Below are 24,117 nucleotides of genomic sequence, written 5' to 3'. Positions count from 1 at the left end.
TTAATTGTATATACATTTTAAAGTTTGTGTTTTGCTTATTATATAAAGCACGCCTTAATTAATTTATGGATTGTTATTAACGTAGAAGCTAACAACTTCTGCATCAGTAAACCCATATATGTTTTTAATATCTTCAACTATACTATCTAAATCAGACAATAAGGTGGTTTCATTTAAAAATCTGTGACTTTCTGGATTTTCATTTTCTACTGCCAAAAGTTTGGACAAAATAGTATCAATCTCAGCATCCGTAATTAATTTATCCGAAAGTCCCTTAAATCCGTGTGCAAAGGCAACACCTTCTGCATAGGCGTGCAATGCATTACCCAATGCTGCGTCTTTGTCAGCACCATCTGGTAAATCAAAAGCTGCAGTTAACTGATCTTTTGTAGCGTTACAGTAGTAAATTACGGTTGCAAAATTAGACTTTTCCCAGTTCAATAAATAATCATTGAGAGCTTGATCTCTTTGGTCTATAAAATCACTACCAACCTCCATCGCTGCTTTAGCTGTTAAAAGATTTTCTCTTATATCGTAGAAAAAGCCAGTTTCATTTGTAAGATCAGAACGTCTTCTAGAATACGTTGCTGCTGCTGTAGTCTCAGATGGACTAAAAGTTACTTCTGTTCCATGTATTTCAACAAGTCTGTCAATAGCACTACTTTCAGTAAAACCTTCAGTACCATTTTTTATGCCATTTACTACGGTAATAGCATGATTGTAAAGTGCAGCACCAAAAGATCCTTTTTCTACCATTTGTTCTAACTCTAACCCGTATTCATCTAATAAACGTGTCCCTAAAAGACCACCTTCATCTGATCCGTCTGGTGTGTTGCCAAAACCAGGATTAATAAAACCTTCATTAGAATTTGCTGCCGCAACTAGTTCTACTAACCAATCTTCAATTTGGGTTCTGTAGCTTGGTAATGTTACAGTAGATAAAGTTGTAGGATAGGCAATAGCTGCAACAGTTGTTGATTGTGCATTAGCTTCTGCTGCATTTGCCGCTGTAGTTATAGTAGCTAACTCATCTACTACGGTATTTTCAGCAACAACATTATTAATAAAATCTGTAGATATATATTCTGCCGGAATCGTTAAACTAGGATTGTTGTCATTTGGTATATCATCATCTGAACACGATACTAATACGCTGGCTGCAACACATAAACTTAAGGCTATTTTTTTCATTTTTTTGATTTTTTTGATTGCTATGTTATTCTTATTAAGATTTGATATAAATAATAATGCAAAAATAAACGTGAATTTTTAATCATCAAAATTTATTTAGATTAATTTTAAATAAATTTTTATTACACTGTTTATCAAATACTTGAGATAAAGAATCTATTTTGTAAGAAGATAAATCATCTAAAATGCTCAATAATTAATGATACTTAGTAAAGATTTTAGTCGCCTCATTATAAGCGCTTTCAAAGGGCATAGCGCTAAGGTGATGCGCTTTTTTTTGTGTAAAGTAAGAGAGCATTTTTTCGGTAGGCATATTACCAGTAAGTTCATCTTTTGCCATTGGGCAACCTCCAAAACCTTGTATAGCGCCATCAAATCGTCTGCAACCTGCTTTATAGGCAGTATCTATTTTTTCGAACCAAGTGGTAGGTGTGGTATGTAAATGTGCTCCAAATTCAATGTCAGGATATTTTGGGATAAGATTAGAAAATAAATACGCTATATTTTCTGGATTAGAACTACCAATAGTATCACTCAAAGATAAAATACCAACTCCCATTTTGGCTAAACGTTCTGTCCACTCTCCTACTATATCTACATTCCAAGGGTCACCATAAGGATTACCAAAGCCCATAGAAATATAAACTACAACTTTTTTATTGGTCTTATCGGCTATGTTTAGTATGTCGGATAAGGTAACTACAGACTGAGCAATCGTCTTGTGCGTATTACGCATCTGAAAATTCTCAGAAATAGAAAACGGAAAACCCAGATAATCAATTTCTGCATGCTGAGAAGCATCATTTGCGCCACGTACATTGGCTATAATAGCAAGTAGTTTACTTTTAGTGACACTTAGATCTAATTGAGACAATACTTTAGACGTATCTACCATTTGAGGTATGGCTTTTGGAGAAACGAAGCTTCCGAAATCAATCGTATCAAAACCAACTCGTAATAAGGATTGAATATACTGTACTTTGTTCTCGGTAGGGATAAACTCTTTAATGCCTTGCATGGCATCTCTAGGACATTCTATGAGTTTTACAGCTTTATTCATTACTCAAATATACATTAAATGAAATTGAAGACGATGTTGAAACTGAAATCGAATTTATACTTTATACCAAAATAAAAACTGCTATTCCCATAAACACGATGATTTGAAGCCACTTAAGTACAATACCCGAATTTTGATGTTTAGTGATGTAATATTTTATCTGATCTGCAAGCAAAGCTATGGCAGAAAAGATGATAAAGGATACCAGCATAAAAATGCCTCCCAAAACATAAAACTGATAGACGGTACTCATAGTTTCGCTAAACAAAAAGCCTGGAAAAAACGCCAAAAAGAAAATAGTGACCTTGGGATTTAAAACATTCATAAAAAAACCTTTTATAAACAAGCCTTTTAAACTCTTTATAGATGTCATTGTGGCATCAAAATTAAGCCGAGCATCTGAGGTATATACCTTATAAGCTATGTATAAAAGGTATAAGGCTCCTAATATTTTAATACCAAAAAACAGCGTTGTATTTGCTGTAATTATTGCAGAAACACCAAAAGCTAACAACGTGGTATGTATAATACAACCCAAAATTAAACCACATACCGTAGCCAATCCATAAGCTTTACCGTTTGTAATACTTTGTACTAAAACATAAATATTATCAGGACCAGGCGATAAGGCTAATACAGAGGTTGCAAGTGCAAATGATATAAGCAATTCAAAATTCAATTTAAGCCTTTTTTAAGAGTGCTTTATTGATAGTTTTAATCAATTGAGGCCCTTCATATATAAAGCCTGTGTAAATTTGTATTAAATCTGCTCCAGCTTCTATTTTTTCTAAAGCATCCTGAGCCGAGTGAATCCCTCCTACTCCAATGATAGGAAATGCCTTATTACTTTTATCTGCCAAATATTTTATAACCCGAGTTGAATTTGATTTTATAGGCTGCCCGCTTAAACCTCCGTTACCAATCTCAGCTAAACGCTTATCAGTTGCTTTAAGATGGTTTCGGTCTGTAGAGGTATTACTTGCTATTACACCATCTAATTTAGTCTCAGCAATGAGTTCTATAATTTCATTGAGTTGACCATCATTTAAATCTGGTGCAATTTTTAGCAAAATAGGTTTTTGTGTTGCAAAAGTCTTATTGGCGTTTTGTACCGCACCAATGAGTTCTAATAAATAATCCTTGTCATTTAGCTTAGCATGACTACCCACATTAGGACAACTTACATTAAGTACAAAGTAATCTACATAAGGATGCAAGCCATTAAAACAAGAGAGATAATCTTTAGTGTAATCTTCTGGCTTGGTTTGGGTATTTTTCCCAATATTTCCTCCAATTATTAACGCCCCCTTATTCTTTTTTAGCTGTGTTATTGCAGCATCTAAGCCTTCGTTATTAAAACCCATTCGGTTTATAATGCCTTGGTCGTCTTTTAATCTAAATAGACGTTTTTTAGGATTACCTGCTTGCCCTTTAGGTGTTACAGTTCCTATTTCAATAAAACCAAAGCCAAAGTTTGCTAGCTCATTATAAAGCACCGCATTTTTATCAAAACCAGCTGCTAGACCCACAGGATTTTTAAATTTTAAACCAAACAATTTGCGTTCTAATCTCGGATCTTCAACAAGATATAATTTTCTAAACAAGCTTTTAAAACCTGGAATTTTAGATATATTTCTAATCAATGAAAAGGTGAAATGATGAACTTTTTCAGGATCAAAACTGAATAATATTGGTCGGATAATGGTTTTATACATGAAAAAAAGATTACTAGGCAAAAATAACGCAATTACTAACAACTAAAAAGAAACATATCTTAGACTTGTGCCTTAACCATGTGTTGATTATTTTTGATTATAAACCAAAAACATGACAGACAAACAGCATATCATCAACCGTTTTATAAGCTATGTAACCATAGATACGGAATCAGACGCAAACTCTAATACTACACCGAGTACTGCTAAACAATGGGATTTAGCTAATAAACTAGTAGAAGAACTTAAGTCTATTGGCATGAGTGATGTTACTATAGATGATAATGCATACATCATGGCGACATTGCCTAGTAACGTCGATCACAATGTGCCAACGATTGGTTTTATTTCTCATTTTGATACATCACCAGATTTTACTGGCGCTAATGTAAAACCTCAGATTATTGAAAATTATGATGGAAACGATATTATTTTAAACCAACAAGAGAATATTATACTGTCTCCAAGTTATTTTGAAGATTTACTACTTTATAAAGGACAGACCCTAATCACCACAGATGGTACAACACTTTTGGGTGCCGATGATAAAGCAGGTATCACAGAGATAGTTTCTGCAATGGAGTATCTTATTAATCATCCTGAAATAAAACATGGTACACTCAAAGTTGGTTTTACACCAGATGAAGAAATTGGTAGAGGTGCTCACAAATTTGACGTAGAAAAATTTGGTGCTGATTGGGCATACACTATTGATGGTAGCCAAATTGGCGAACTCGAATACGAAAATTTTAATGCCGCAGGTGCTAAAATAAAAGTAAAAGGTAAAATTGTGCATCCTGGTTACGCTAAAGGAAAAATGGTCAATTCTATGTATTATGCTACCAAGTTTATCAATGCATTACCAAAACTAGAAGTGCCTGAACATACCGAAGACTACGAAGGCTTTTTTCACCTTTATAAAATTGAAGGCAAAGTTGAGCGTACTGAACTAGAATATATTATTAGAGACCACGATAAAGACAAGTTTGAAGCACGTAAAGCGCTTATGCAAAAAATTGTAGTAGATCTTAATACAAAGTTTGAAGCTGATATTTTTGAGATAGAAATTAAAGATCAGTATTACAATATGAAGGAAAAAGTAGAGCCTGTTATGCATATTGTAGATATTGCTGAAGAAGCCATGAAAGCTATAGGCATAAAACCTTTAATTAAGCCTATTAGAGGAGGAACAGATGGTTCACAATTATCATATATGGGATTGCCTTGCCCTAATATTTTTGCCGGTGGTCACAACTTCCATGGTCGTTATGAGTATGTACCTGTAGAGAGTATGATAAAAGCAACTGAAGTTATTTGTAAAATTGCAGAATTAACAGCAGTGAAACATCAGTAAAATGAAAAAAGTTTACTCAGTTGAAGAATACATAGAAAACAACGCTCATTATAGCGATGAATTAACACTACTGAGAAAAATCATAAATTCAACTGAACTTGTAGAAACCATTAAATGGAGCATGCCCACCTACTGTCTTAACGGAAAAAACGTACTAGGCATTGGAGCATTTAAACATCATTTTTGTCTATGGTTTCATCAGGGAGTATTTTTAAAGGACGAACACAATCTCTTGGCTAATGCACAAGAGGGAAAGACCAAAGCCCTAAGGCAAATGCGATTTGAAACAAAATCTGATATTAGAGAGGCTGCTGTTCTATCTTATATAAAAGAGGCTATTAAAAATCAAAGAGCAGGCAAAGAACTTAAACCACAACGTAAAACCAAAACATTGGTTGTACCTATTGAGTTAAGCAATCTTTTAAAAAATAATACTACTGTAAATGAAGCCTTTAAAGCCCTAACAACAGCAAAACAACGCGAATATTGCGAATATATTTCAGAAGCCAAAAGAGAAGCCACAAAAACCAAACGAATGGAAAAAATTATACCTATGATTTGTAAAGGAGTTGGCCTTAATGATAAGTATAAAAAGTGTTAAAAAAAAAGCCGCTCTAGGTTATAGAGCGGCTTTTTTTTTATAATGATCAATCTACTTTACTTTAGCTGGCACATTCAATTTTTTACTCATCTCCATAGATATTGCGGAGCGGTCAAATTTTAATTTACCTGCCATAGTTTCAATTACACAACTATGATCTTTATCATTTAATTCTACCACTTTTCCATGCATACCGCTTTTGGTAATAACACGATCACCACGCTTTAGTTCGCTTGCAAATTTTTTCTCTTGCTTTTGACGCTTCATTTGTGGAGCTATCATAAAAAAATACATTACAGCAAAAATGGCTATAAATGGTAAAAATGATCCTAATCCTTCCATTAATTCGTTAGTTATTAATTATGGTTATGACCTTCGTGGCCTGGTTGCGTAGATGTCTTAGCTGTAGAAAGTGGATTCTTTACTACCGGACTAGCTGCTTTTTTTGGAGCGTTTGGATCTGGCTCTACCATTGCAGTAATCTTAACAACTTGTGTGCCTTGCTCAGTGTTTGTAGTCATAGTTAAAGATTTAGATACTTTACCATTACCTTTTCCATTAAACTTAACAGTAAATTGACCTTCTTCACCTGGCTTAACTTCTCTTGTATAGTTAGAAGGCACTGTACACCCACATGTACTTTTAATATTACTTACAACGAGCATAGACTCACCTGTATTTTTATATTTAAAGATAGTTTCTACTGGTGTACCATTCATTATTGTTCCAAAATCATGCTCTACTTTGTCTAATTCAAGAACAGGGAAGTTTCCAGAATTTGCATCTCTTTCTGCTGCTACGGCAACATTTTCGGATTTAACTTTACTTGCAGCATCTTCTTTACAAGAGGTAAAAGCTAACATACATAAGGCGCTAAGTCCTAAAATTACTTTTTTCATCACTATTTTTTAATTTATTATATATTCATTTAAGGTTGACAAAGTTAATAATATTTTAAGGTTTTTGAAACTTTTTAAATGTTCTTAACAGATGTCGTAAATCCTAATGTTATTCATTTAGCACTACATTAAGCCTCTTCCTGTTTTTAGATGAAGCTTCTCGGCTTGATATTCTTTAACAATCTTATCTAAAATACCATTAATAAATAAACTACTTTTTGGTGTTGAATATTCTTTTGCAATTTCTAAATACTCATTAATTGTAACCTTATAAGGTATCGATGAAAACTTCTGAAATTCGCAAAGTGCCATTTTTAATAAAACACCGTCTATACTTGCAAGTCGTTCGCTATCCCAATTCTTAGTTTTTAAGGCAATCTCTTCAGAAAATTTAGAGGTATTTAATAGGGTTTTCTTAAATAGGTCTTCTGCAAAGGTTTTATCGTCTTCGTCTTTATAAAGATCTGGCAACAAAATTGACTCGGAAGCGGTGAGTTTAATTTTTCGTATTAACTTAAGAAGCATAGTATTAACAACAGGTAAATCATCTACCCATGTTAATTTTTTATCTTCAAAATAGTTATAGAGTTTATCATTAGGTGCTATAATTTCGGAATAAGCGCTTAAGATAAATGCTTTATCGCTCTTTAAACTATCGTCGGAATCTTCAGTATATGTCTTATACAACTCACTATTAATAATGTCTTTGAATAGAATATCCACGTATTCAAAATCTAAATCCCAAAAATTCAGTTTACGTTTTGCAATAACGTCCTGTACCATAGAATTTTCGCGAATAAATCGTAGTATCTGGTTGTCTTTAAGTTTGGTGTTAAGATTAGGGTGTGTATCTGTATTGAGGTGTCTTTTCTTGAGTTTAGTACTATAATCCTCTGCTTTTTTATGAATCTCTGTGAGTAACGCTAAAATAGAGAGATGCAAATCATACATACTATCTAGGCTGTGTTTTAAAAACGTTTCGTCTTTTTTAAAATCATCACCCTCAGTGCCCTTGTAAGCATATAAAGATTGCATTACTTTTATTCTAATATGTCTTCTATTAAGCATAATGTAAAGAACTATTCTTTTTAATGAGTTTATAAAAAAAGGTGAGTATTAAAAATTTCTCACCTTGCAAAAATACTATTATTTAAATCTGAAAAAAATTATTTCTCAGTTTCTCGTTTTCTGGTTTCAATACGTTCTTTGGCAATTGTTAAAGCAGCCATATGCGTTGTTAAACCATTAGCCTTAGAGTGCTCTAAAATTTCTAAGGTCGTATTATAAATATTTTCTGTTTTTCGCATTATTTCTTGCCTATCATAATTCTCTAATTCTGCATAAACATTTATGATTCCTCCTGCATTTATAAGAAAGTCTGGGGTATAAACAATACCTCTTTGGTGTAAAATTTTACCATGTGTGTTTTCATTAGCTAACTGGTTATTTGCTGCACCTGCTACTATATCTGCTTTAATTTTATAAGCTGTATTATCGTTAATTGTAGCACCTAAAGCACAAGGCGCATAAATGTCCATAGGCTCGTTATAGATATCATTTCCGGTATATAGAGTAGCGCCATATTTACTACTTACCTCCTCTAATCGTTCTGTATTAATATCTGCTATAGTTACCTTAGCGCCTTCATTAATTAAATGCTCTACCAAAGCCTCACCAACCTGCCCTACACCTTGTACGTAAATGGTTTTATCCTCTAATACATCAGAGCCATATTTAAATTTAGCTGCTGCTTTCATTCCCATAAAAACACCATAAGCTGTTATTGGCGAAGGATTACCAACACCTCCCTTTCTTTCGGATATACCTGTTACATAAGGAGTTACTTTTCGTACTGTATCCATATCTTGCGTCGTCATACCAACATCTACAGCAGTAATATACTTTCCGTTTAATGAATGTACAAACTCAGCAAACCGTCTTACTAATTCTGGTGTTTTTTGAGTTTTAGCATCTCCAATAATCACCGCTTTACCACCACCTAAATTTAAACCTGCAATGGCAGATTTAAGCGTCATACCTCGAGAAAGACGCAGAGCATCATTAAGCGCTTCCCATTCGTTAGCATAATTCCACATTCTAGTACCACCTAAAGCAGGTCCTAATACCGTATTATGTATACCAATTATTGCCTTTAAACCAGTATCTTTGTCGTTACAGAAAACAATTTGTTCGTGATCATCAAAGGAATGCTGACCAAATACAGGATCAACTTTTAGAAGTGATTTAGCAGGTATTATTTCTGAAGTCATTTTTAATCTGGGTTTAAGGCTTGCTTAAAAGATTATCTAAAAGCAATCATCCAAAGTAAATCAATAATAAAGGATTAGCAAAATATTAACGCCAAAATAAGATTATCGCAATATTTTTGACGGTTTAAATTTATAATGAAAGCACTTAAGCACCTTAATAAATACTTTTTTAAATACAGATACCGATTAATAATTGGTATTATCATTACCATTATAGCAAAAATATTTGTTCTATTTACTCCGCGTTTTGTAGGAGATGCTATTAATATAATCTCAGATCGGTTAGCCGGTAAACTATCTTATGAAGTTTTTAAGTCTGAACTTATAACTGATGTGTCCTACATTATAGGTGCTGCTATTATTGCTGGTGTTTTTACGTTTTTAATGCGTCAAACCATTATTAATGTATCTCGCTATATTGAATATGATCTAAAAAATGAGATTTATCAACATTACCAAGTTTTATCCTTAAATTTTTATAAAACAAACAGAACTGGTGATTTAATGAACCGAATAAGTGAGGATGTTGGTAAAGTAAGGATGTATGTTGGCCCAGCACTTATGTACACCATTAATACAATTACCCTGTTTACTGTAGCCATAATATACATGGTAAGCACAGCACCTAAATTAACACTTTACACGCTATTACCTTTACCTATTTTATCTATTGCTATCTACAAATTGAGTAGGCTAATAAACAAACGTAGTACAATTGTACAACAATCATTATCTACACTTTCTACGTATACGCAAGAAACATTCAGTGGTATTTCTGTAATTAAATCTTATGGTATAGAACCTCGAACAAATTCAGAATTTGAAGATTTATCTGCCCAGAATCGTCGAAAACAAATTAATTTAACAAAGGTGCAAGCCTTATTTTTCCCTTTAATGATACTACTTATTGGTATTAGCAACTTAATAGTGATCTACATTGGAGGTATGCAATACATTAATGGTGAGATTGAAAAAATAGGCACAATAGCAGAATTCATAATTTATGTAAATATGCTAACTTGGCCAGTAGCAACAGTAGGTTGGGTAACCTCCCTTGTGCAGCAAGCGGAAGCCTCACAAGAGCGCATAAATGAGTTTTTAAAAACTGAGCCAGCAATACAAAACAAAGCTATAGAACTCACACCAATTACGGGTACTATAGAATTTAAAAACGTATCCTTTGTATACCCAGACACCAATATTGAAGCTTTAAAGGATGTGAGTTTTTCGCTTCAATCTGGTAAAACCCTAGCAATTTTAGGCAAAACAGGTTCTGGTAAATCAACAATATTAGATTTAATAGGTCGTCTGTACGATATAGATAATGGCGAAGTTTTAGTAGATAATACCAAAATCTCTAAACTTAATCTATACAGTTTAAGAGCGTGTATTGGCTATGTACCGCAAGATGCATTTCTGTTTTCAGACACCATAAAAAATAACATAAAGTTTGGTAAAGAGGATGCTACAGATCATGAGGTTATAGAAGCCGCAAAAAATGCAAGAGTTCATAAAAATATAATTGGTTTTAGTAAAGGTTATGATACTATACTTGGCGAGCGTGGCATTACGCTCTCTGGCGGTCAAAAACAACGTGTCTCCATTGCTAGAGCTATTATTAAAAAACCACAAATTTTACTTTTTGATGATTGCTTATCTGCAGTAGATACAGAAACAGAAGAAAAAATTCTTAAAAACCTCGTTAAATTAACTAAAGATAAAACAACAATTATAGTGAGTCATCGTGTTTCATCAGCGAAAAATGCAGACCAAATAATTGTGTTAGAGGATGGTAAGATAATTCAGTCAGGTTCGCATGATGAACTTATTCTTGTTGAAGGATATTACCAAGAACTTTATACAAAACAGCTCTCCGAGAAAGAAATACAATAATTTATTTGTTAGTTTGGTTTTTTTTTAGATTTTTGATTTGAAATTAAAAATTGATATTAGCTATGAGCGATTATGGAATGATGGATAAAGAAGAGATATATTCTAAAGTACTACGTGCAGGAAGACGAACTTATTTTTTTGATGTAAGAGCAACTAAAGCAGGTGATTACTACTTAACCATTACAGAAAGTAAAAAATTTACTAATGATGATGGATCCTTCCATTACAAAAAACATAAGATTTACCTTTACAAAGAAGACTTTACTGAGTTTAGAGAAATCTTAGTAGAAATGACGGATTATATCATTAACGAAAAAGGAGAAGAAGTCATTAGTGAACGCCACCAAAAAGACTTTAAACGCGAAGATGATTTTGTAGCTCAAGAAGCAAAAACAACAGAAGACACACAAAGTACAGATAGTTTTACAGATATTAGTTTTGACGATATCTAATTATAACTTCTGTTAAATAAAATAGAAACCCTGACAATTATCGTCAGGGTTTTTTATTTTTAAGCTTTAACTAACCCAATAAATTTATGCATCGCATTGCGCTTTTATTAATCTTAGTCACTACATCTGTTTTTTCACAATCTAATACAGTAGACCTATCGTATTATTTACCTCAAAATATCACCTTTAATCCTAGCATACCAACTCCAAAAAGCAGCATTGGGCATGAGGTTGGAGAATGGCATATTACACACGATAAATTAATACAGTATATGCGCGTTGTTGCAGAAGCATCTAACCGTATTACAATAGAGGACAGAGGCACTACTTTTGAAAATAGACCATTACTACTATTAACAATAACATCACCCACAAACCACTCAAACATTGCCGAGATTAAAAGCGCACATCTCAAAGCTACAGAAGAAAACACAACAACAGTTAACGATAGGCCTATAGTTGTTTACCAAGGGTTTTCTATACATGGTAACGAAGCAAGCGGCTCTAATGCAGCGTTGGCTTTGGTGTATTATTTAGCAGCAGCACAAGGTGCCGAAATAGATGCCTTATTAAAAAATACTATAATTTTATTAGACCCATCTCTAAATCCAGATGGTTTACAACGCTTCGCCTATTGGGCAAATACCAATCGAGGTATGAATCTCAATCCAGATCCAAACGACAGAGAATATAGTGAAGTTTGGCCAGGCGGACGCACCAATCATTATTGGTTCGATATGAACAGAGATTGGCTTCCGGTACAATTACCAGAATCTAGAGCGCGTATAAAAACATTTCATCAGTGGATGCCAAATATCTTAACCGATCACCACGAAATGGGAACCAACTCTACCTTTTTCTTTCAACCAGGCATACCATCGCGTACACATCCTCTAACACCAAAAATGAATCAGGAGTTAACTAAAGGTATTGCAAAATATCATGCAAAAGCTTTTGACAGCATAGGATCGCTTTATTATTCTGAAGAAAGTTTTGATGATTTCTATTATGGTAAAGGCTCTACGTTTCCAGATATAAATGGTGGTATTGGGATACTATTTGAGCAAGCAAGCTCTAGAGGCCATATACAAGAAAGCGACAATGGTATTCTTACGTTTCCTTTTACGATAAGAAATCAATTTACCGCAGCTTTATCAACACTTAAAGCAGCAAATGGCATGCGAAAAGAGCTTTTAGAGTATCAGCATAATTTTTTTAAAAACGCGCGTACCGAAGCCTCAAAACAAGGGAACAAAGCTATTGTTTTTGGTGATGAAAAAGATGCCGCTAAAACCTATCATTTAGCTGAGATTTTAAAACGTCATAAGATTAAATTCCACAATATTAAATCCGACTTTTCAGCCAAGGGAAAGAATTATAAAAAAGGCTACAGTTATATTATTCCAAAAAATCAGAAGAATACCAGATTAGTAAATGCCATGTTTGAGAAGCGCACAACATTTCAGGATAGTCTATTTTACGATGTTTCGGCCTGGACATTTCCGCTTGCATTTAATCTAGATTACACTGAGACCACAACTGCTAATGTTGGAGAAGAAGTTACAAATTTAGAACATTTAAAAGGAGGCGTAAATTCTAAAAGTAATTACGCTTACTTATTTCCTTGGAACGAATACTACGCACCTAAACTTTTAAACAATATTCTTAAAAAAGGGATACGCGCTAAAGTTAGCCTAAAGAATTTTAAAGCCAACGGAATAGCTTATGAGTATGGTACTATTATGATTCCTGCAAAAAATCAGACCTTATCCGTTGATGAAATCTATGCCTTTTTAGACAAGGCTGCTAAAGAAAGTCACATATATATCGATGCTGTTTCTACAGGATTAAATGATGGTGTAGATTTAGGAAGCAATAATTTTAGAACTTTAGAACTCCCAAAAGTGGCCCTTGTTGTGGGCAGTGGCATAACATCCTACGATGCTGGTGAAATTTGGCATTTACTAGACACACGTTACGATATTATAGCTACCAAGCTCGATACTGAAAATTTTGGCAGAGCAGATTTGAGCCGTTATAATACCATTATTATGGTGAACTCTTACTCTGGGTTAGATGCTGGTAGCACTAAGAAACTAAAAAATTGGATTCAAAACGGAGGTACACTAATTGCTTACAGAAATGCTTTGCGATGGCTTAACTCAAAGGAATTAATGAAAATTGATTTTAAGAAAAATAGTCTAACAGCAAAAAATATAAGCCACGAACAGCGTGGAAATTTTAGAGGTGCTCAGGTTATAGGAGGTGCAATTTTTGAAACACAATTAGACCGTTCGCATCCCATAAATTTTGGTTATAAGACCGATAAACTAGCACTTTTTAGAAACACGACGCTATTTATAAATCCGAATAAAAACAGTTACGACAACCCTATTCAATACACTAAAAATCCCTTGTTAAGTGGTTATATTTCTGAAGAAAAATTAGATAGTTTAAGCTTGTCCATTCCCTTAAAAATTGGAGGTATTGGTAGCGGAACTATTATCGCATTTACAGATAATACAAATTTTAGAGCCTTTTGGTATGGCACTAATAAGCTATTAATGAATGCTATTTTCTTTAGGGATGAGATGTAAGCCCCTAATTGATGGTTAGAATTCCTTCAATGATTATTGAGATTCCCCAGAGGGGAAATGAATATCTAGGAGCCAACCAAAATTTATAGCTTTGAGTTTAATTTTAGTTAGACATACTGCAACAACTCAATGATTAAACAGTTAAGCCATTAAACAAATTTAAGATACCTGCGAACCGTTCTTAACCTTGCTTTCAGGATGTAATAAAAACACATCATTAACTTTAACAGCACCCATAACTAGGCATTCACTCATAAAATTAGCGATTTGCTTTTTAGGAAAGTTGACCGTAGCAATAATTTGCCGATGCAATAAATCGTCTTTTGAATACTGTGTGGTTATTTGAGCGGAGGACTTTTTAACACCTAAATCACCAAAATCAATGGTAAGCTGATAAGCTGGTTTACGTGCTTCAGGAAAATCATTGACTTCGATTATAGTCCCTATTCGTAAATCTACCTTTGTAAAGTCTTCAAATGTTATTAAATTATTAGTTGTCATGCTGATCTTGTTTCAGTATCTTGTTATTTTAAATGAACTTTTAATGTCAGGTTGAGCGCAGTCGAAACCTTTCCAACCATAGAATTATGAGACCCTTCGACTGCGCTCAGGGTGACAAAAGCTTTAAAAATAAAAAATATAATGGCAAGAACAGAATCTAACATGTTGCCTTTAGGTACCAAAGCACCAGATTTTAAATTAATAGATACAAAAGACGATACGTCTAAATCTTTAAATGAATTAAAAGGAAACGTCGGTACTTTAGTAATGTTTATTTGCAACCACTGCCCTTTTGTAATCCATGTTAACGAACAGTTGGTGCAGTTAGCAAATGATTATAAAGACAAAGGCATTAACTGTATCGCAATTTCTAGTAACGATGTGGTAAACTATCCACAAGACGGACCAGAGAAAATGAAAACCCATGCCGAAGCTAACCACTACCCTTTTCCGTATTTGTATGACGAAACTCAAGAGGTAGCTAAAGCCTATGATGCGGCTTGCACACCAGATTTTTTCTTATTTAATAGCAGTTTAGAACTGGTTTATGCTGGCCAATTAGATGGTTCTCGACCTGGAAACGGTATTCCTGTTACAGGAAAAGACTTAAGAGCAGCAATGGATGCCTTACTAAATAACCAATCGGTAAACCAAAATCAAAAGCCGAGTATGGGTTGTAATATTAAGTGGAAATAACTTCTATTATAATGCAACAAGAGGACTTAAATAACCAAAAGAGAAAAACTATCCCTCTTAAAGCTTCAGAATCATTATCATTTTTCTTTCTTCCTTTTGCATTCTTTGGAACCATAAATAAGAAAAATAATGATTTCAACAAATCTGAAATTGAAAGATTTAAACGTTATGGATTTGATTTAAAACTTAAACAAGCTAGAGAACTAACTATATTTGGAAGAATTTTCTATATGTCTTTAATTTTTATAATCATTTATCTTATAAAGTATTAATAGTGAATACCATAATAGAAACTAAACGTCTCATTCTTAGACCTGTATCTATGGCTGATGCTCAGGATTTTTATGAGATGGACTCTAATCCTAATGTCCATAAATATTTAGGTAATAATCCTATAAAAACAATTGGACAATCTAAATTATGGATTGAAGATATTTTAGAGCAATATCAAGAATTTAATATCGGCAGGTTAGCTGTAATAAAAAAGGATACGAATGAATTTTTAGGCTGGTCTGGCTTAAAATATGAACGTCAACTGCGTGAAGAATTTAATTATTACGACATCGGTTACCGTTTTAAAGAAAAACATTGGGGCAATGGCTATGCAACTGAGTCTGCAATAGCTTCTTTACAATTTGGTTTTAACGATTTAAAACTTAAGAAAATTTGTGCTGCAGCTGATGTTAACCATACAGCGTCAAACCATATCCTTAAAAAAATTGGACTACAACACTCAGGAACTTTCACTTATGAAAACGAACGCTGTAATTGGTATGTAATTACTGACCCATCTCTAACCCTTCCCTAGAAGTAAATTTAAATTAATTGTAATCCCTTCTAACGTCTACCTTCTAAGGTCTAACGTCTAACGTCTAACTTCTAACTTCTAACTTTCTAAACTACAAATTATCTAACTGATTATCAGTTCCATTTTCGCTAATAGTCCAAAAGAAGCCCACAAAGAAGAATTGATCCGTTGCAGGACGAAATGCCATACGGTCAAACTGCCCGTTTACGTTTGGAGTATTAGAATATTGATAGCCGTTTATATTTTTAAATCCAAGGACATTATTTACCGATACATATAATATCTTTTGTTGATCTATTAAATAAGCCCAGTTAACACTAACACTGTTAAATGGTTTTGTACGCTCTGCAAGAAATTCATTGGTATTAGGATTGTTATACGGACGGCCAGAGGCAAACGTATAATCGATGCCCAATTGACTTTTCCAATCTTCAATCCAATATTTACCAACAACCGAAAAATTATGATCCGAAGCAAAATTAGGTTGCGCAGCTTTAGGGAAATTCTGGTGATTACGCTCTGTATCTAAATAAGAATAGCTCACCCAATAATCTAAATTTTTAAAACTCGTATTATCGCGCCAAAACAAATCTAAACCTTGAGCATAACCGTTTCCTGTAGTATTAAAGGTAGAATTAATAGTGTTATTAAAACCGTTATTGATATTCATAAAATCACCATCAAATTTCACCAAATTATCATAATCTTTTCTATAGGCTTCTGCCCTAAATATTTTACCATCAATAACGTATTGATAATTAAGGATGTATTGCGTTGTTTTTTGTGCCTGTAAATCTTGTTCAAACCTAAGAATACCATTGCTTGGGTTCTGAAAAAAGTTACCATAAGCCAATGAAAACTGACCATTTTTAGAACTTTTGTAAGCTAACGCTGCTCTAGGCCCAACTTCTGTTGTGTTAAAAATTGAACTATAATCTGCACGAATCCCTGCTTTTAGAGCCAACTTTTTAGAGAAAATAATATCAGCCTCCGCAAAACCAGCAGTAATAGCATTATCAAAACCATAGGCCAAATTAAAGTCGTTAGTTTTAAAACTTTCATTATACCCTGTTATAAACTGTTCTGCACCTAAACTTAACTTAAAGCGACTACTAAAGCGTTTCTTTAACTTTAGTTTTAAGTGTACTGAGTTTTCAAAACTATTAATCGCTGCAGATGAAATACCATTTTTAGTATTATCGTGCGTAAAACCTATACCTGTTTGTATAGACCAACTATTGCCAAGTAGGCCTTTGTAAGAAGAATTAAGATAAAAATTTCTGTTATTTAAACTAAAATTTAAATCCTCCTCAAAATTAATATCCTCTTGGGTGAGTTTAAAGTTAGTCGTATCAAAGGCCGAGTAAAACTTAAAAATACCATTATTAAGCTTTCGTCTATATACCATTTCACCTTGAGCGGCCTGAATCGGTTTTTGAAACGTATTACGATTATCAAAAACTTTAAAATATGGTGCCAAATTAATATAAGATGCATTAAAACTTAAGGAAGACTTTTCCCATTTTTGTGTGTTACCTAAGGTAGCACCAACGCTCATAAGGCCAATATCGGTTTTGTTTTGGTCTGGCTCGTCAATAGTATTTAATAATAATACACTAGATAATGCTTGGCCAAATTCTGCAGAATACCCACCTGTTGAGAACGTTATACCATCAAACAAAAAGGGTGAATAACGTCCACGTGCAGGTAAATTATTAGTTGTCGGTGTAAATGGTGTAAACACGCGGATACCATCGATAAAAATTTGGGTTTCACTGGCATCACCGCCTCTTACAAACAGACGACCATCTTCTGCATTATTGGATGTTCCTGGAAGTGTTTGCAAAGCACCTACAAAGTCACCCAAAGCACTTGCGGTAGTTACTACATCTAAAGGCTTAAGGACAGAAACTTTACTGTTATCGCTTGCTTCAAATGTACCTGCACTAATAATAACAGCATCTAAGGATTCTACATCTTCTCGTAATTTAATTTGAAGCTGACGCATCATAGAAACATCGTTAACAATGGTTTTTGTTTCGTAAGATAAGTAAGAAACAACCAAGGTCTGTTCCCCAATTTCTTCAGTAGTAAAACTAAAATTTCCCTTTTCTATAGTTGTTGCACCATCATACGTGCCCTCTAAATAGACATTAGCACCAATGATAGGTATGCCTTTAGTATCCGTTACCTTTCCTGAAATTGTAGTTTGCGATAAGCCTACATTAATAAGACATAAGCTTATGATGATGATTAGTTTTTTCATGTTTTTGATTGATGATTACCTGTTCGTTTTTAATTGATAAGACAAATTTGTAGCGTTTTTAAACCAGTGCAAATTCTAATGTACCGAACTGTAATTTTTACACGATGAATTGAATATCTTTAGAAATAATTATTAAATACTGTAACAAAGTCTATATAAGGGCTACAAATAAATAACTAACCAAAAACGTCAATTGAACAAAGAACTCGAACATAGTTTTGTAGAGCAGTTGCAAAAGCACCAAAACATTGTGCATAAGGTATGCCGTTTGTACACCAACAATGCCGATGCTCATAATGATTTGTTTCAGGAAATAACAATACAATTATGGCGTGCTTACCCAAAATTTAGGGGCGATTCTAAATTTAGTACTTGGATGTATCGTGTAGGTTTAAATACAGCAATAACACTATACAGAAAATCGAAACGTCGTATTAATACGCAAGAGTTTGATGCTGTAGAATTTAAAATAAAAGCTGAGGAATACGATGATACCGAAGAGCAACAATTAAAGTTGCTTTATAGAGCAGTTCACCAACTAAATGATATTGAAAAAGCTTTAGTTTTCTTGTATTTAGAAGACAAAGACTATAGAGAGATCAGTGCTACTTTGGGTATTACAGAAGTTAATGCTCGTGTAAAAATGAATCGTGTAAAAAAGAAATTAAAAACAATACTAAATCCGTAAACTTATGGATGAATTAGAAATATTAAAAAAGGATTGGGATAAGGATAGGGCTAACTTTAAAAGTTTTTCGGGTGAAGAGATTTATCCCATGCTTCAAAGAAAATCGTCCTCCATAGTAAAAACTTTATTTTACATTAGTCTTGGCGAATTGGTGTTTTGGCTTTTAGCAAGTATTTTACCCTATTTTTTATCCTCGACTATAAGAGAAAAATTAGAAGTAAGTTACGAAAATCCTTGGTTTATTGCAGTAAACATATTTAGCTATGCGGTTATACTTACTTTTATTTATTTGTTATTTAAATCCTATAAGACTATTTCAATAACAGATAATGCTAAGCGCTTAATGGAAGGAATTTTAAAAACTAGAAAAGTCATAAAATATTATGTGATTTTTAATCTCACCATGATTTTTCTTTCCGTACCTGTTTCGTTTTACATGGAATACCAAGACAATCCTGATTTCCATCAAATGATATCTGAGGCTTCAACCGCTCAGATGTTTATGGTCTATGCTGTCATGGTAGTAGTTGCAGCAATATTTTTACTTATTGTATGGCTGTTTTACAGGCTCATTTACGGCATATTATTAAAGCGCCTCAATAAAAATTATGATGAGCTAAAAAAACTTGAAGTTTAAATTGCTTTTTTAAAAAGTACTAAAAGAAAACACAGCGTTACAAAAAAAACTTTGGTAAGCAAGAGATAAATTATTTCTCCTTCTGGGGAATCTCAGCAACCTTTAGGGTTTCAAATAAAACAATAAAGGGGCTTTTTTGGCCTTTTACCAATCCCTTAATTCTTTATTCAGGCGTTCTTTTTCTTCTAATTCTGCTTGAGGAATTACTTTTAAAAACGAAGGATGTTGCTCTATAGCGTATTCAATTTTTTCAACGATATCTGCAATTGACTCATTTTCATAATCAATTTGCAAAGGTTGCTTTACTTCAAAAGATTGATAAATATTTTTCTTTTTAATACGCAGACCTTTTTTATCAAACGAGCGTCTAAAACCATCTATAACAATAGGCACTACCAACGGTTTATAATGTTTTATAATATGAGCTGTCCCCTTTCTTATAGGCTTAAAAGGAGTTGTTGTTCCTTGAGGAAACGTCACTACCCATCCATCGTCTAAGGCTTTTTTAATAGCCGTAATATCACTCATTTTTACTTGTCGCTTAACATCTTTACCCTGAGAACGCCAAGTACGCTCAATACTTATAGAACCTGTGTAAGCAAATATTTTTGGAAGAAGACCAGCTTTCATAGTTTCCTTAGCCGCAACATAGTACATGTTAAGCTTCGGATTCCAGAGGTAACCTACATTTTTAATATTATCTAATCTACCACTTAAGCTTGCGTTAAACACATGAAACATAGCTATTACATCTGCAAAGTAGGTTTGATGGTTAGAAATAAAAAGGACATTAGTATCTGGAAGATTCTTAATAATTTCAGAACCTTCAATCTGTAGTTCGTTAAAGCCTCTAAAGCGTCTATGCGTTAAAAGTCCCAAAATTCTTATGAGCCATTTTTTAACCCAAAGTATATGTCCGAAAGGATTTTTTTTAAATAATCCCATAGTTGGTTTTCAATTTTACTGAATTACAAATGTAACAAATAAGACAAGCTACAAAACTTGTTTTAACAAGTCTTTTATTTCGCCTAGCATCATAGCAGTGGCTCCCCAAACTATGAATCCATTTAATTTAAATGCAGGCACCTTAACCTCAATACTATAAGATGTAGCTACTTTTGTAACAATAGCATTTTGGTTATCTAAAACATCTTGCAGCTTCACCTCTAAAACAGCCTCTACTTCTTCGTCTTGCTTTATAAATTTTGGTGTAAATTCAGAGATACCAAAATAGGGATGTACCATAAAATTACTTGGTGGAATGTAAAGCGGAGATAATTTTTTTAGAATATTTACCATAGATTGCGCCACACCTACTTCCTCTTCTGCTTCTCGCAGCGCAGTTGCTCTTAAATCTGCATCCTCATCCTCGTACTTACCACCAGGAAAACCAACTTGTGCAGAATGAACTCCTTTGTAAGTCTTTCTTAAAATTAAAACTAAATACGTCTCTTCCTCCTTTGGGTAAAACAACGCTAGGACGGCTGCCGTTTTTGCATCTTTAGCCTTTTCTTTCATTTCTTCTACTAGTTTAAGACGATAAGGCGGAGACATTTTAGCATGGGAAGATTCGCCAAAAAGATTGAGATGTTTTATTTTTACAACAGATTCTAAAAAAGTTTTAAAACGCATTTATGAGATTTCTAGTAATTAGTGTTGTAGCCTTATTTTTATGCAACTGTGAAGATAAACAAACTTCAAAAGAAAGTACAAAGCAACCTACTAAAGATTCATTAGTTGCTACAAAAACATCACTAAAAAAAAATCAATACAAACCAGAATTCCCAGTGCTCACCGACGACAACGCCATGGAATTCTTTTTAGAATACGAAAAAGAAAATAAGGAAAATAAAGTGAGGATCTATACCGACTTTGGCAACATTGATATTCTGTTGTACGATAAAACTAAATTTCATCGTGCTAACTTTATTTACCTTACCAAACGCAATTATTTTAATTACACACAGTTTTACCGCGTTGTCCCAAATTTTGTTATTCAAGGTGGTAGTAGTGACGGTATGGATATTTACAAAAGACGTCGTAGTATTGGGCGTTACCTCTTACCACCAGATACCAAAAGAGGCTATACACACAAAAGAGGTGCGGTATCTATGCCAAGTAGCGAAATTGAAAATGCCTATAAATTAGCATCCCCTTATCAGTTTTTTATTGTTCAGAAAAAAGATGGAGCCTACCACTTAGATGGAGATTATACCGTTTTTGGTGAAGTCATTGCAGGCATGGAGGCTGTAGATAAAATTGCTGCCGTAGAAACCGACAAAGGGGAATGGCCAATTAAAAGCGTGTTTATAAAAAAAGTAGAAATTATCAATTAATTAAGACGGCTCTACTTTAGTTTTTAGTATCTTCAAAGCTCCTATGCATATAACTATATATGCTTTGTAGATGCTAAAACTAGATCAGTAGCATAAATTAAATATGTTGTAAAACGAACTACCATGACTATTAAATCCCTCAACACTGTTACACTAAGTATTATAATTTTATTTTTAAGTTGTAAAGAAGAACCCAAAACGCAAAATAAATTAATGACTGATAACGTCTTATTACACGAATGGACAGGCCCTTACCAAGGCGTACCCGCTTTTGATAAAATGAACGTCGCGGATGTTAAGCAAGCGGTAGAAATAGGAATGGAGCTTAATCTTGCGGAAATTGATGCCATTGCTAATAATACAGATGCACCAACCTTTGATAATACAATTATTGCTATGGAAAGTGCTGGTAAACCGCTTAATCGCTTATTTGCCTATTATGGTATAATGAGCAGTAATGTGTCGTCTCCAGAATTTAGAAAAGTACAAGCGGAACTGGCACCAAAACTGTCTGACTTTCGCTCTAAAATTTCACAGAATACAAAACTTTTTCAGCGTATAAAAACCTTATACGACGCATCACAAAACAACCCGTTAGGACCACAAGAACAGCGCGTCATAGATTTAATCTATAAGCAATTTGAAATGAATGGTGCTAACCTAGATACCGAAAAGAAAAAGCGTTATGCAGAAATTAATAAGGAATTATCTTCATTGTACACTACGTTTTCAAATAACGTTTTACACGACGAGGAAAACTACATAACTTATTTAACCAAAGATCAACTTGGAGGTTTATCCGAAGGCTTTATTAAATCTGCCGCAAAGATTGCAGCAGACAAAGGTAAAGACGGCCAATATGCCATTACTAATACAAGGTCCTCAATGGATCCTTTTCTTACCTACTCCACAGAACGCGAATTACGAAAAAAAGTTTGGGAGAATTATTATTCTAGAGGTGATAATGGTGACCAGTACGACAACAATAAAATTATTGCCGCCATTTTAAAACTCCGTAAAGAGCGTGTTGGCCTGCTAGGTTACGACAACTATGCGCAATGGAGGTTGCAAGACCGCATGGCCAAGAACCCTGAAAATGCTATGGACTTAATGCTAAAAGTTTGGCCAGCTGCTACTGCGAGAGTAAAAGAAGAAGTAGCAGATATGCAAGCCGTTGCTAATGAACTTGGAGATCGTATAACAATTGAACCATGGGATTATCGCTATTATGCAGAAAAAGTGCGTCAAAAGAAATACGATTTAGATAGTGATGAAGTAAAGCAATATCTACAATTAGATAAATTAACCGAAGCTATGTTCTTTGTTGCAGGTGAGTTATTCAATTATAAATTTACACCAGTTGAGGACAATACAGTACCTGTATTTCATGAAGATGTTAATGTTTGGGAAGTCACTGATAAAGACTCTAATAAACATATTGGACTTTGGTATTTAGACCCTTATGCTCGCGAAGGAAAACGTTCTGGAGCTTGGGCAACAACGTACAGAAGCTCAACAACTTTTGAAGGACAAACCAATGTCTTAGCCTCTAACAACTCTAACTTTATAAAACCAGCACCAGGCGAAGCTGTTTTGGTGTCTTGGGACGATGCAACAACGTTTTTTCATGAGTTTGGACATGCTTTACACTTTTTCGCAGCGGATGTAAAATATCCAACACTACAAGGTGGTGTGAGGGATTATACCGAATTTCAATCGCAACTTTTAGAGCGTTGGTTATCTACCGATAAAGTCATTAAAAACTATTTGGTACATTATAAAACAGGCGAGCCTATTCCTACAGAATTGGTTAAAAAAATTAAAAACGCCTCTACCTTTAACCAAGGATTCGGAACAACAGAATACCTTGCTTCTGCTCTAATTGACATGAAATTGCATTTGGCAGATCCAACCGATATAGATATTGATAAGTTTGAGCGCGAAACTCTAGACGAATTAGGTATGCCAAAAGAATTACCTATGCGTCATAGAACACCACATTTTGGCCATGTATTTTCTGGTGAAGGTTATGCCACAGCTTATTATGGTTATATGTGGGCAGATGTCTTAACCAGTGATGCGTCTGAAGCCTTTAGAAACGCACCAGATGGATTTTATGATAAAAATTTAGCAGATAAATTGGTAAAATACCT

24 protein-coding genes are annotated in these 24,117 nt (G+C 33.9%); 12 read left to right on the top strand and 12 right to left on the bottom strand.

Annotated features, from left to right (window positions below):
- Positions 1–63 precede the first annotated feature (63 nt).
- The 4 genes from Q0800_RS06605 to Q0800_RS06590 all read right to left on the bottom strand — a co-directional run bounded on the left by Q0800_RS06605 (position 64) and on the right by Q0800_RS06590 (position 3,966).
- Positions 64–1,191 carry a hypothetical protein gene (locus tag Q0800_RS06605; RefSeq protein ID WP_299128462.1) on the bottom strand — a complete coding sequence of 376 codons (1,128 nt, stop codon included), beginning with the start codon at positions 1,189–1,191 and terminating at the stop codon, positions 64–66.
- 196 nt (positions 1,192–1,387) lie between these two features.
- Positions 1,388–2,251, bottom strand: coding sequence for a hydroxymethylglutaryl-CoA lyase (locus Q0800_RS06600; protein ID WP_299128461.1), 864 nt, complete (start codon positions 2,249–2,251; stop codon positions 1,388–1,390).
- 61 nt (positions 2,252–2,312) lie between these two features.
- A complete protein-coding gene (locus tag Q0800_RS06595; RefSeq protein WP_299128459.1) occupies positions 2,313–2,930 on the bottom strand; it encodes a LysE family translocator in 618 nt (205 codons plus the stop codon).
- A gap of 1 nt (position 2,931) precedes the next feature.
- Positions 2,932–3,966: a quinone-dependent dihydroorotate dehydrogenase gene (locus tag Q0800_RS06590; RefSeq protein ID WP_299128457.1), complete on the bottom strand. Its 1,035-nt coding sequence runs from the start codon at positions 3,964–3,966 to the stop codon at positions 2,932–2,934.
- Positions 3,967–4,078: 112 nt separating this feature from the next.
- Between Q0800_RS06590 and pepT the strand changes: the two genes are divergently transcribed.
- Entirely contained in the window at positions 4,079–5,320 is a 1,242-nt protein-coding gene (pepT, locus tag Q0800_RS06585) for a peptidase T (RefSeq protein ID WP_299128455.1), read from the top strand.
- Position 5,321: 1 nt separating this feature from the next.
- Positions 5,322–5,921, top strand: coding sequence for a DUF1801 domain-containing protein (locus Q0800_RS06580; protein ID WP_299128454.1), 600 nt, complete (start codon positions 5,322–5,324; stop codon positions 5,919–5,921).
- Between the two features lie 51 nt (positions 5,922–5,972).
- Here the strand turns inward: Q0800_RS06580 and yajC are convergent, their stop codons facing one another.
- The 4 genes from yajC to Q0800_RS06560 form a co-directional block, all read right to left on the bottom strand.
- On the bottom strand, positions 5,973–6,263 hold the full coding sequence (yajC, locus tag Q0800_RS06575; protein WP_299128451.1) for a preprotein translocase subunit YajC: 291 nt from the start codon (positions 6,261–6,263) through the stop codon (positions 5,973–5,975).
- A 14-nt stretch (positions 6,264–6,277) separates the two neighbouring features.
- Complete coding sequence (locus tag Q0800_RS06570; protein ID WP_299128450.1) at positions 6,278–6,820, bottom strand: DUF1573 domain-containing protein; 543 nt, start codon at positions 6,818–6,820, stop codon at positions 6,278–6,280.
- A gap of 123 nt (positions 6,821–6,943) precedes the next feature.
- On the bottom strand, positions 6,944–7,855 hold the full coding sequence (gene nusB, locus Q0800_RS06565) for a transcription antitermination factor NusB (protein WP_299128449.1): 912 nt from the start codon (positions 7,853–7,855) through the stop codon (positions 6,944–6,946).
- Between the two features lie 131 nt (positions 7,856–7,986).
- The gene (locus Q0800_RS06560; protein ID WP_299128448.1) at positions 7,987–9,090 is read right to left on the bottom strand and encodes a Glu/Leu/Phe/Val dehydrogenase; all 1,104 of its coding nucleotides are present in this window, start codon (positions 9,088–9,090) and stop codon (positions 7,987–7,989) included.
- A gap of 135 nt (positions 9,091–9,225) precedes the next feature.
- Between Q0800_RS06560 and Q0800_RS06555 the strand changes: the two genes are divergently transcribed.
- The 3 genes from Q0800_RS06555 to Q0800_RS06545 all read left to right on the top strand — a co-directional run bounded on the left by Q0800_RS06555 (position 9,226) and on the right by Q0800_RS06545 (position 14,032).
- Positions 9,226–10,983 carry an ABC transporter ATP-binding protein gene (locus Q0800_RS06555; protein WP_299128447.1) on the top strand — a complete coding sequence of 586 codons (1,758 nt, stop codon included), beginning with the start codon at positions 9,226–9,228 and terminating at the stop codon, positions 10,981–10,983.
- A 62-nt stretch (positions 10,984–11,045) separates the two neighbouring features.
- Complete coding sequence (locus Q0800_RS06550; protein WP_299128446.1) at positions 11,046–11,435, top strand: PUR family DNA/RNA-binding protein; 390 nt, start codon at positions 11,046–11,048, stop codon at positions 11,433–11,435.
- An 86-nt stretch (positions 11,436–11,521) separates the two neighbouring features.
- Positions 11,522–14,032, top strand: coding sequence for a M14 family metallopeptidase (locus Q0800_RS06545; RefSeq protein ID WP_299128445.1), 2,511 nt, complete (start codon positions 11,522–11,524; stop codon positions 14,030–14,032).
- Positions 14,033–14,191: 159 nt separating this feature from the next.
- Here Q0800_RS06545 and Q0800_RS06540 read toward each other — a convergent pair whose 3' ends face one another.
- The gene (locus tag Q0800_RS06540) at positions 14,192–14,533 is read right to left on the bottom strand and encodes a tRNA-binding protein (protein ID WP_299128444.1); all 342 of its coding nucleotides are present in this window, start codon (positions 14,531–14,533) and stop codon (positions 14,192–14,194) included.
- A gap of 141 nt (positions 14,534–14,674) precedes the next feature.
- Here Q0800_RS06540 and Q0800_RS06535 point away from each other — a divergent pair, with 141 nt between their 5' ends.
- Genes Q0800_RS06535 through Q0800_RS06525 form a run of 3 tightly spaced genes read left to right on the top strand, consistent with a single transcriptional unit; the run spans position 14,675 to position 16,037 of the window.
- A complete protein-coding gene (locus Q0800_RS06535) occupies positions 14,675–15,229 on the top strand; it encodes a thioredoxin family protein (RefSeq protein ID WP_299128443.1) in 555 nt (184 codons plus the stop codon).
- An 11-nt stretch (positions 15,230–15,240) separates the two neighbouring features.
- Positions 15,241–15,501 (top strand): hypothetical protein, encoded by a 261-nt coding sequence (locus tag Q0800_RS06530; RefSeq protein ID WP_299128442.1) that lies wholly within the window; start codon positions 15,241–15,243, stop codon positions 15,499–15,501.
- A gap of 2 nt (positions 15,502–15,503) precedes the next feature.
- Positions 15,504–16,037, top strand: coding sequence for a GNAT family N-acetyltransferase (locus Q0800_RS06525; RefSeq protein WP_299128441.1), 534 nt, complete (start codon positions 15,504–15,506; stop codon positions 16,035–16,037).
- A gap of 91 nt (positions 16,038–16,128) precedes the next feature.
- Here Q0800_RS06525 and Q0800_RS06520 read toward each other — a convergent pair whose 3' ends face one another.
- Positions 16,129–18,303 carry a TonB-dependent receptor gene (locus Q0800_RS06520; RefSeq protein WP_299128440.1) on the bottom strand — a complete coding sequence of 725 codons (2,175 nt, stop codon included), beginning with the start codon at positions 18,301–18,303 and terminating at the stop codon, positions 16,129–16,131.
- A gap of 193 nt (positions 18,304–18,496) precedes the next feature.
- Here Q0800_RS06520 and Q0800_RS06515 point away from each other — a divergent pair, with 193 nt between their 5' ends.
- Both Q0800_RS06515 and Q0800_RS06510 read left to right on the top strand, forming a co-directional pair.
- Positions 18,497–18,991, top strand: a complete 495-nt coding sequence (locus Q0800_RS06515; RefSeq protein ID WP_299128439.1) for an RNA polymerase sigma factor — start codon at positions 18,497–18,499, stop codon at positions 18,989–18,991.
- 4 nt (positions 18,992–18,995) lie between these two features.
- A complete protein-coding gene (locus Q0800_RS06510; RefSeq protein ID WP_299128438.1) occupies positions 18,996–19,628 on the top strand; it encodes a hypothetical protein in 633 nt (210 codons plus the stop codon).
- A 144-nt stretch (positions 19,629–19,772) separates the two neighbouring features.
- On the opposite strand, the gene Q0800_RS06505 is transcribed toward Q0800_RS06510, so the two are convergent.
- Together Q0800_RS06505 and Q0800_RS06500 are read right to left on the bottom strand one after the other, a co-directional pair.
- Positions 19,773–20,573, bottom strand: coding sequence for a lysophospholipid acyltransferase family protein (locus Q0800_RS06505; protein ID WP_299128437.1), 801 nt, complete (start codon positions 20,571–20,573; stop codon positions 19,773–19,775).
- A gap of 48 nt (positions 20,574–20,621) precedes the next feature.
- Positions 20,622–21,260, bottom strand: coding sequence for a CoA pyrophosphatase (locus tag Q0800_RS06500; RefSeq protein ID WP_299128436.1), 639 nt, complete (start codon positions 21,258–21,260; stop codon positions 20,622–20,624).
- A 2-nt stretch (positions 21,261–21,262) separates the two neighbouring features.
- Here Q0800_RS06500 and Q0800_RS06495 point away from each other — a divergent pair, with 2 nt between their 5' ends.
- Positions 21,263–21,964: a peptidylprolyl isomerase gene (locus Q0800_RS06495; RefSeq protein WP_299128435.1), complete on the top strand. Its 702-nt coding sequence runs from the start codon at positions 21,263–21,265 to the stop codon at positions 21,962–21,964.
- A gap of 123 nt (positions 21,965–22,087) precedes the next feature.
- Positions 22,088–24,117: M3 family metallopeptidase (locus Q0800_RS06490; RefSeq protein ID WP_299128434.1), on the top strand; the 2,030-nt coding region annotated here is incomplete at its 3' end.

Source organism: uncultured Winogradskyella sp., assembly GCF_937958655.1.
Taxonomy (GTDB): Bacteria; Bacteroidota; Bacteroidia; order Flavobacteriales; family Flavobacteriaceae; genus Winogradskyella.
This window is presented reverse-complemented; position numbering and strand designations above follow the sequence as displayed.

What these genes read in the sequence shown, in the direction of transcription:
- Q0800_RS06520 (WP_299128440.1), bottom strand. Translation starts at nt 18,303, where the DNA reads ATGAAAAAACTAATCATCATCATAAGCTTATGTCTTATTAATGTAGGC.
- Q0800_RS06560 (WP_299128448.1), bottom strand. Translation starts at nt 9,090, where the DNA reads ATGACTTCAGAAATAATACCTGCTAAATCACTTCTAAAAGTTGATCCT.
- Q0800_RS06555 (WP_299128447.1), top strand. Translation starts at nt 9,226, where the DNA reads ATGAAAGCACTTAAGCACCTTAATAAATACTTTTTTAAATACAGATAC.
- Q0800_RS06605 (WP_299128462.1), bottom strand. Translation starts at nt 1,191, where the DNA reads ATGAAAAAAATAGCCTTAAGTTTATGTGTTGCAGCCAGCGTATTAGTA.
- Q0800_RS06510 (WP_299128438.1), top strand. Translation starts at nt 18,996, where the DNA reads ATGGATGAATTAGAAATATTAAAAAAGGATTGGGATAAGGATAGGGCT.
- pepT (WP_299128455.1), top strand. Translation starts at nt 4,079, where the DNA reads ATGACAGACAAACAGCATATCATCAACCGTTTTATAAGCTATGTAACC.
- Q0800_RS06540 (WP_299128444.1), bottom strand. Translation starts at nt 14,533, where the DNA reads ATGACAACTAATAATTTAATAACATTTGAAGACTTTACAAAGGTAGAT.
- Q0800_RS06505 (WP_299128437.1), bottom strand. Translation starts at nt 20,573, where the DNA reads ATGGGATTATTTAAAAAAAATCCTTTCGGACATATACTTTGGGTTAAA.
- Q0800_RS06590 (WP_299128457.1), bottom strand. Translation starts at nt 3,966, where the DNA reads ATGTATAAAACCATTATCCGACCAATATTATTCAGTTTTGATCCTGAA.
- yajC (WP_299128451.1), bottom strand. Translation starts at nt 6,263, where the DNA reads ATGGAAGGATTAGGATCATTTTTACCATTTATAGCCATTTTTGCTGTA.
- Q0800_RS06545 (WP_299128445.1), top strand. Translation starts at nt 11,522, where the DNA reads ATGCATCGCATTGCGCTTTTATTAATCTTAGTCACTACATCTGTTTTT.
- Q0800_RS06570 (WP_299128450.1), bottom strand. Translation starts at nt 6,820, where the DNA reads ATGAAAAAAGTAATTTTAGGACTTAGCGCCTTATGTATGTTAGCTTTT.
- nusB (WP_299128449.1), bottom strand. Translation starts at nt 7,855, where the DNA reads ATGCAATCTTTATATGCTTACAAGGGCACTGAGGGTGATGATTTTAAA.
- Q0800_RS06535 (WP_299128443.1), top strand. Translation starts at nt 14,675, where the DNA reads ATGGCAAGAACAGAATCTAACATGTTGCCTTTAGGTACCAAAGCACCA.
- Q0800_RS06580 (WP_299128454.1), top strand. Translation starts at nt 5,322, where the DNA reads ATGAAAAAAGTTTACTCAGTTGAAGAATACATAGAAAACAACGCTCAT.
- Q0800_RS06530 (WP_299128442.1), top strand. Translation starts at nt 15,241, where the DNA reads ATGCAACAAGAGGACTTAAATAACCAAAAGAGAAAAACTATCCCTCTT.
- Q0800_RS06600 (WP_299128461.1), bottom strand. Translation starts at nt 2,251, where the DNA reads ATGAATAAAGCTGTAAAACTCATAGAATGTCCTAGAGATGCCATGCAA.
- Q0800_RS06495 (WP_299128435.1), top strand. Translation starts at nt 21,263, where the DNA reads ATGAGATTTCTAGTAATTAGTGTTGTAGCCTTATTTTTATGCAACTGT.
- Q0800_RS06550 (WP_299128446.1), top strand. Translation starts at nt 11,046, where the DNA reads ATGAGCGATTATGGAATGATGGATAAAGAAGAGATATATTCTAAAGTA.
- Q0800_RS06500 (WP_299128436.1), bottom strand. Translation starts at nt 21,260, where the DNA reads ATGCGTTTTAAAACTTTTTTAGAATCTGTTGTAAAAATAAAACATCTC.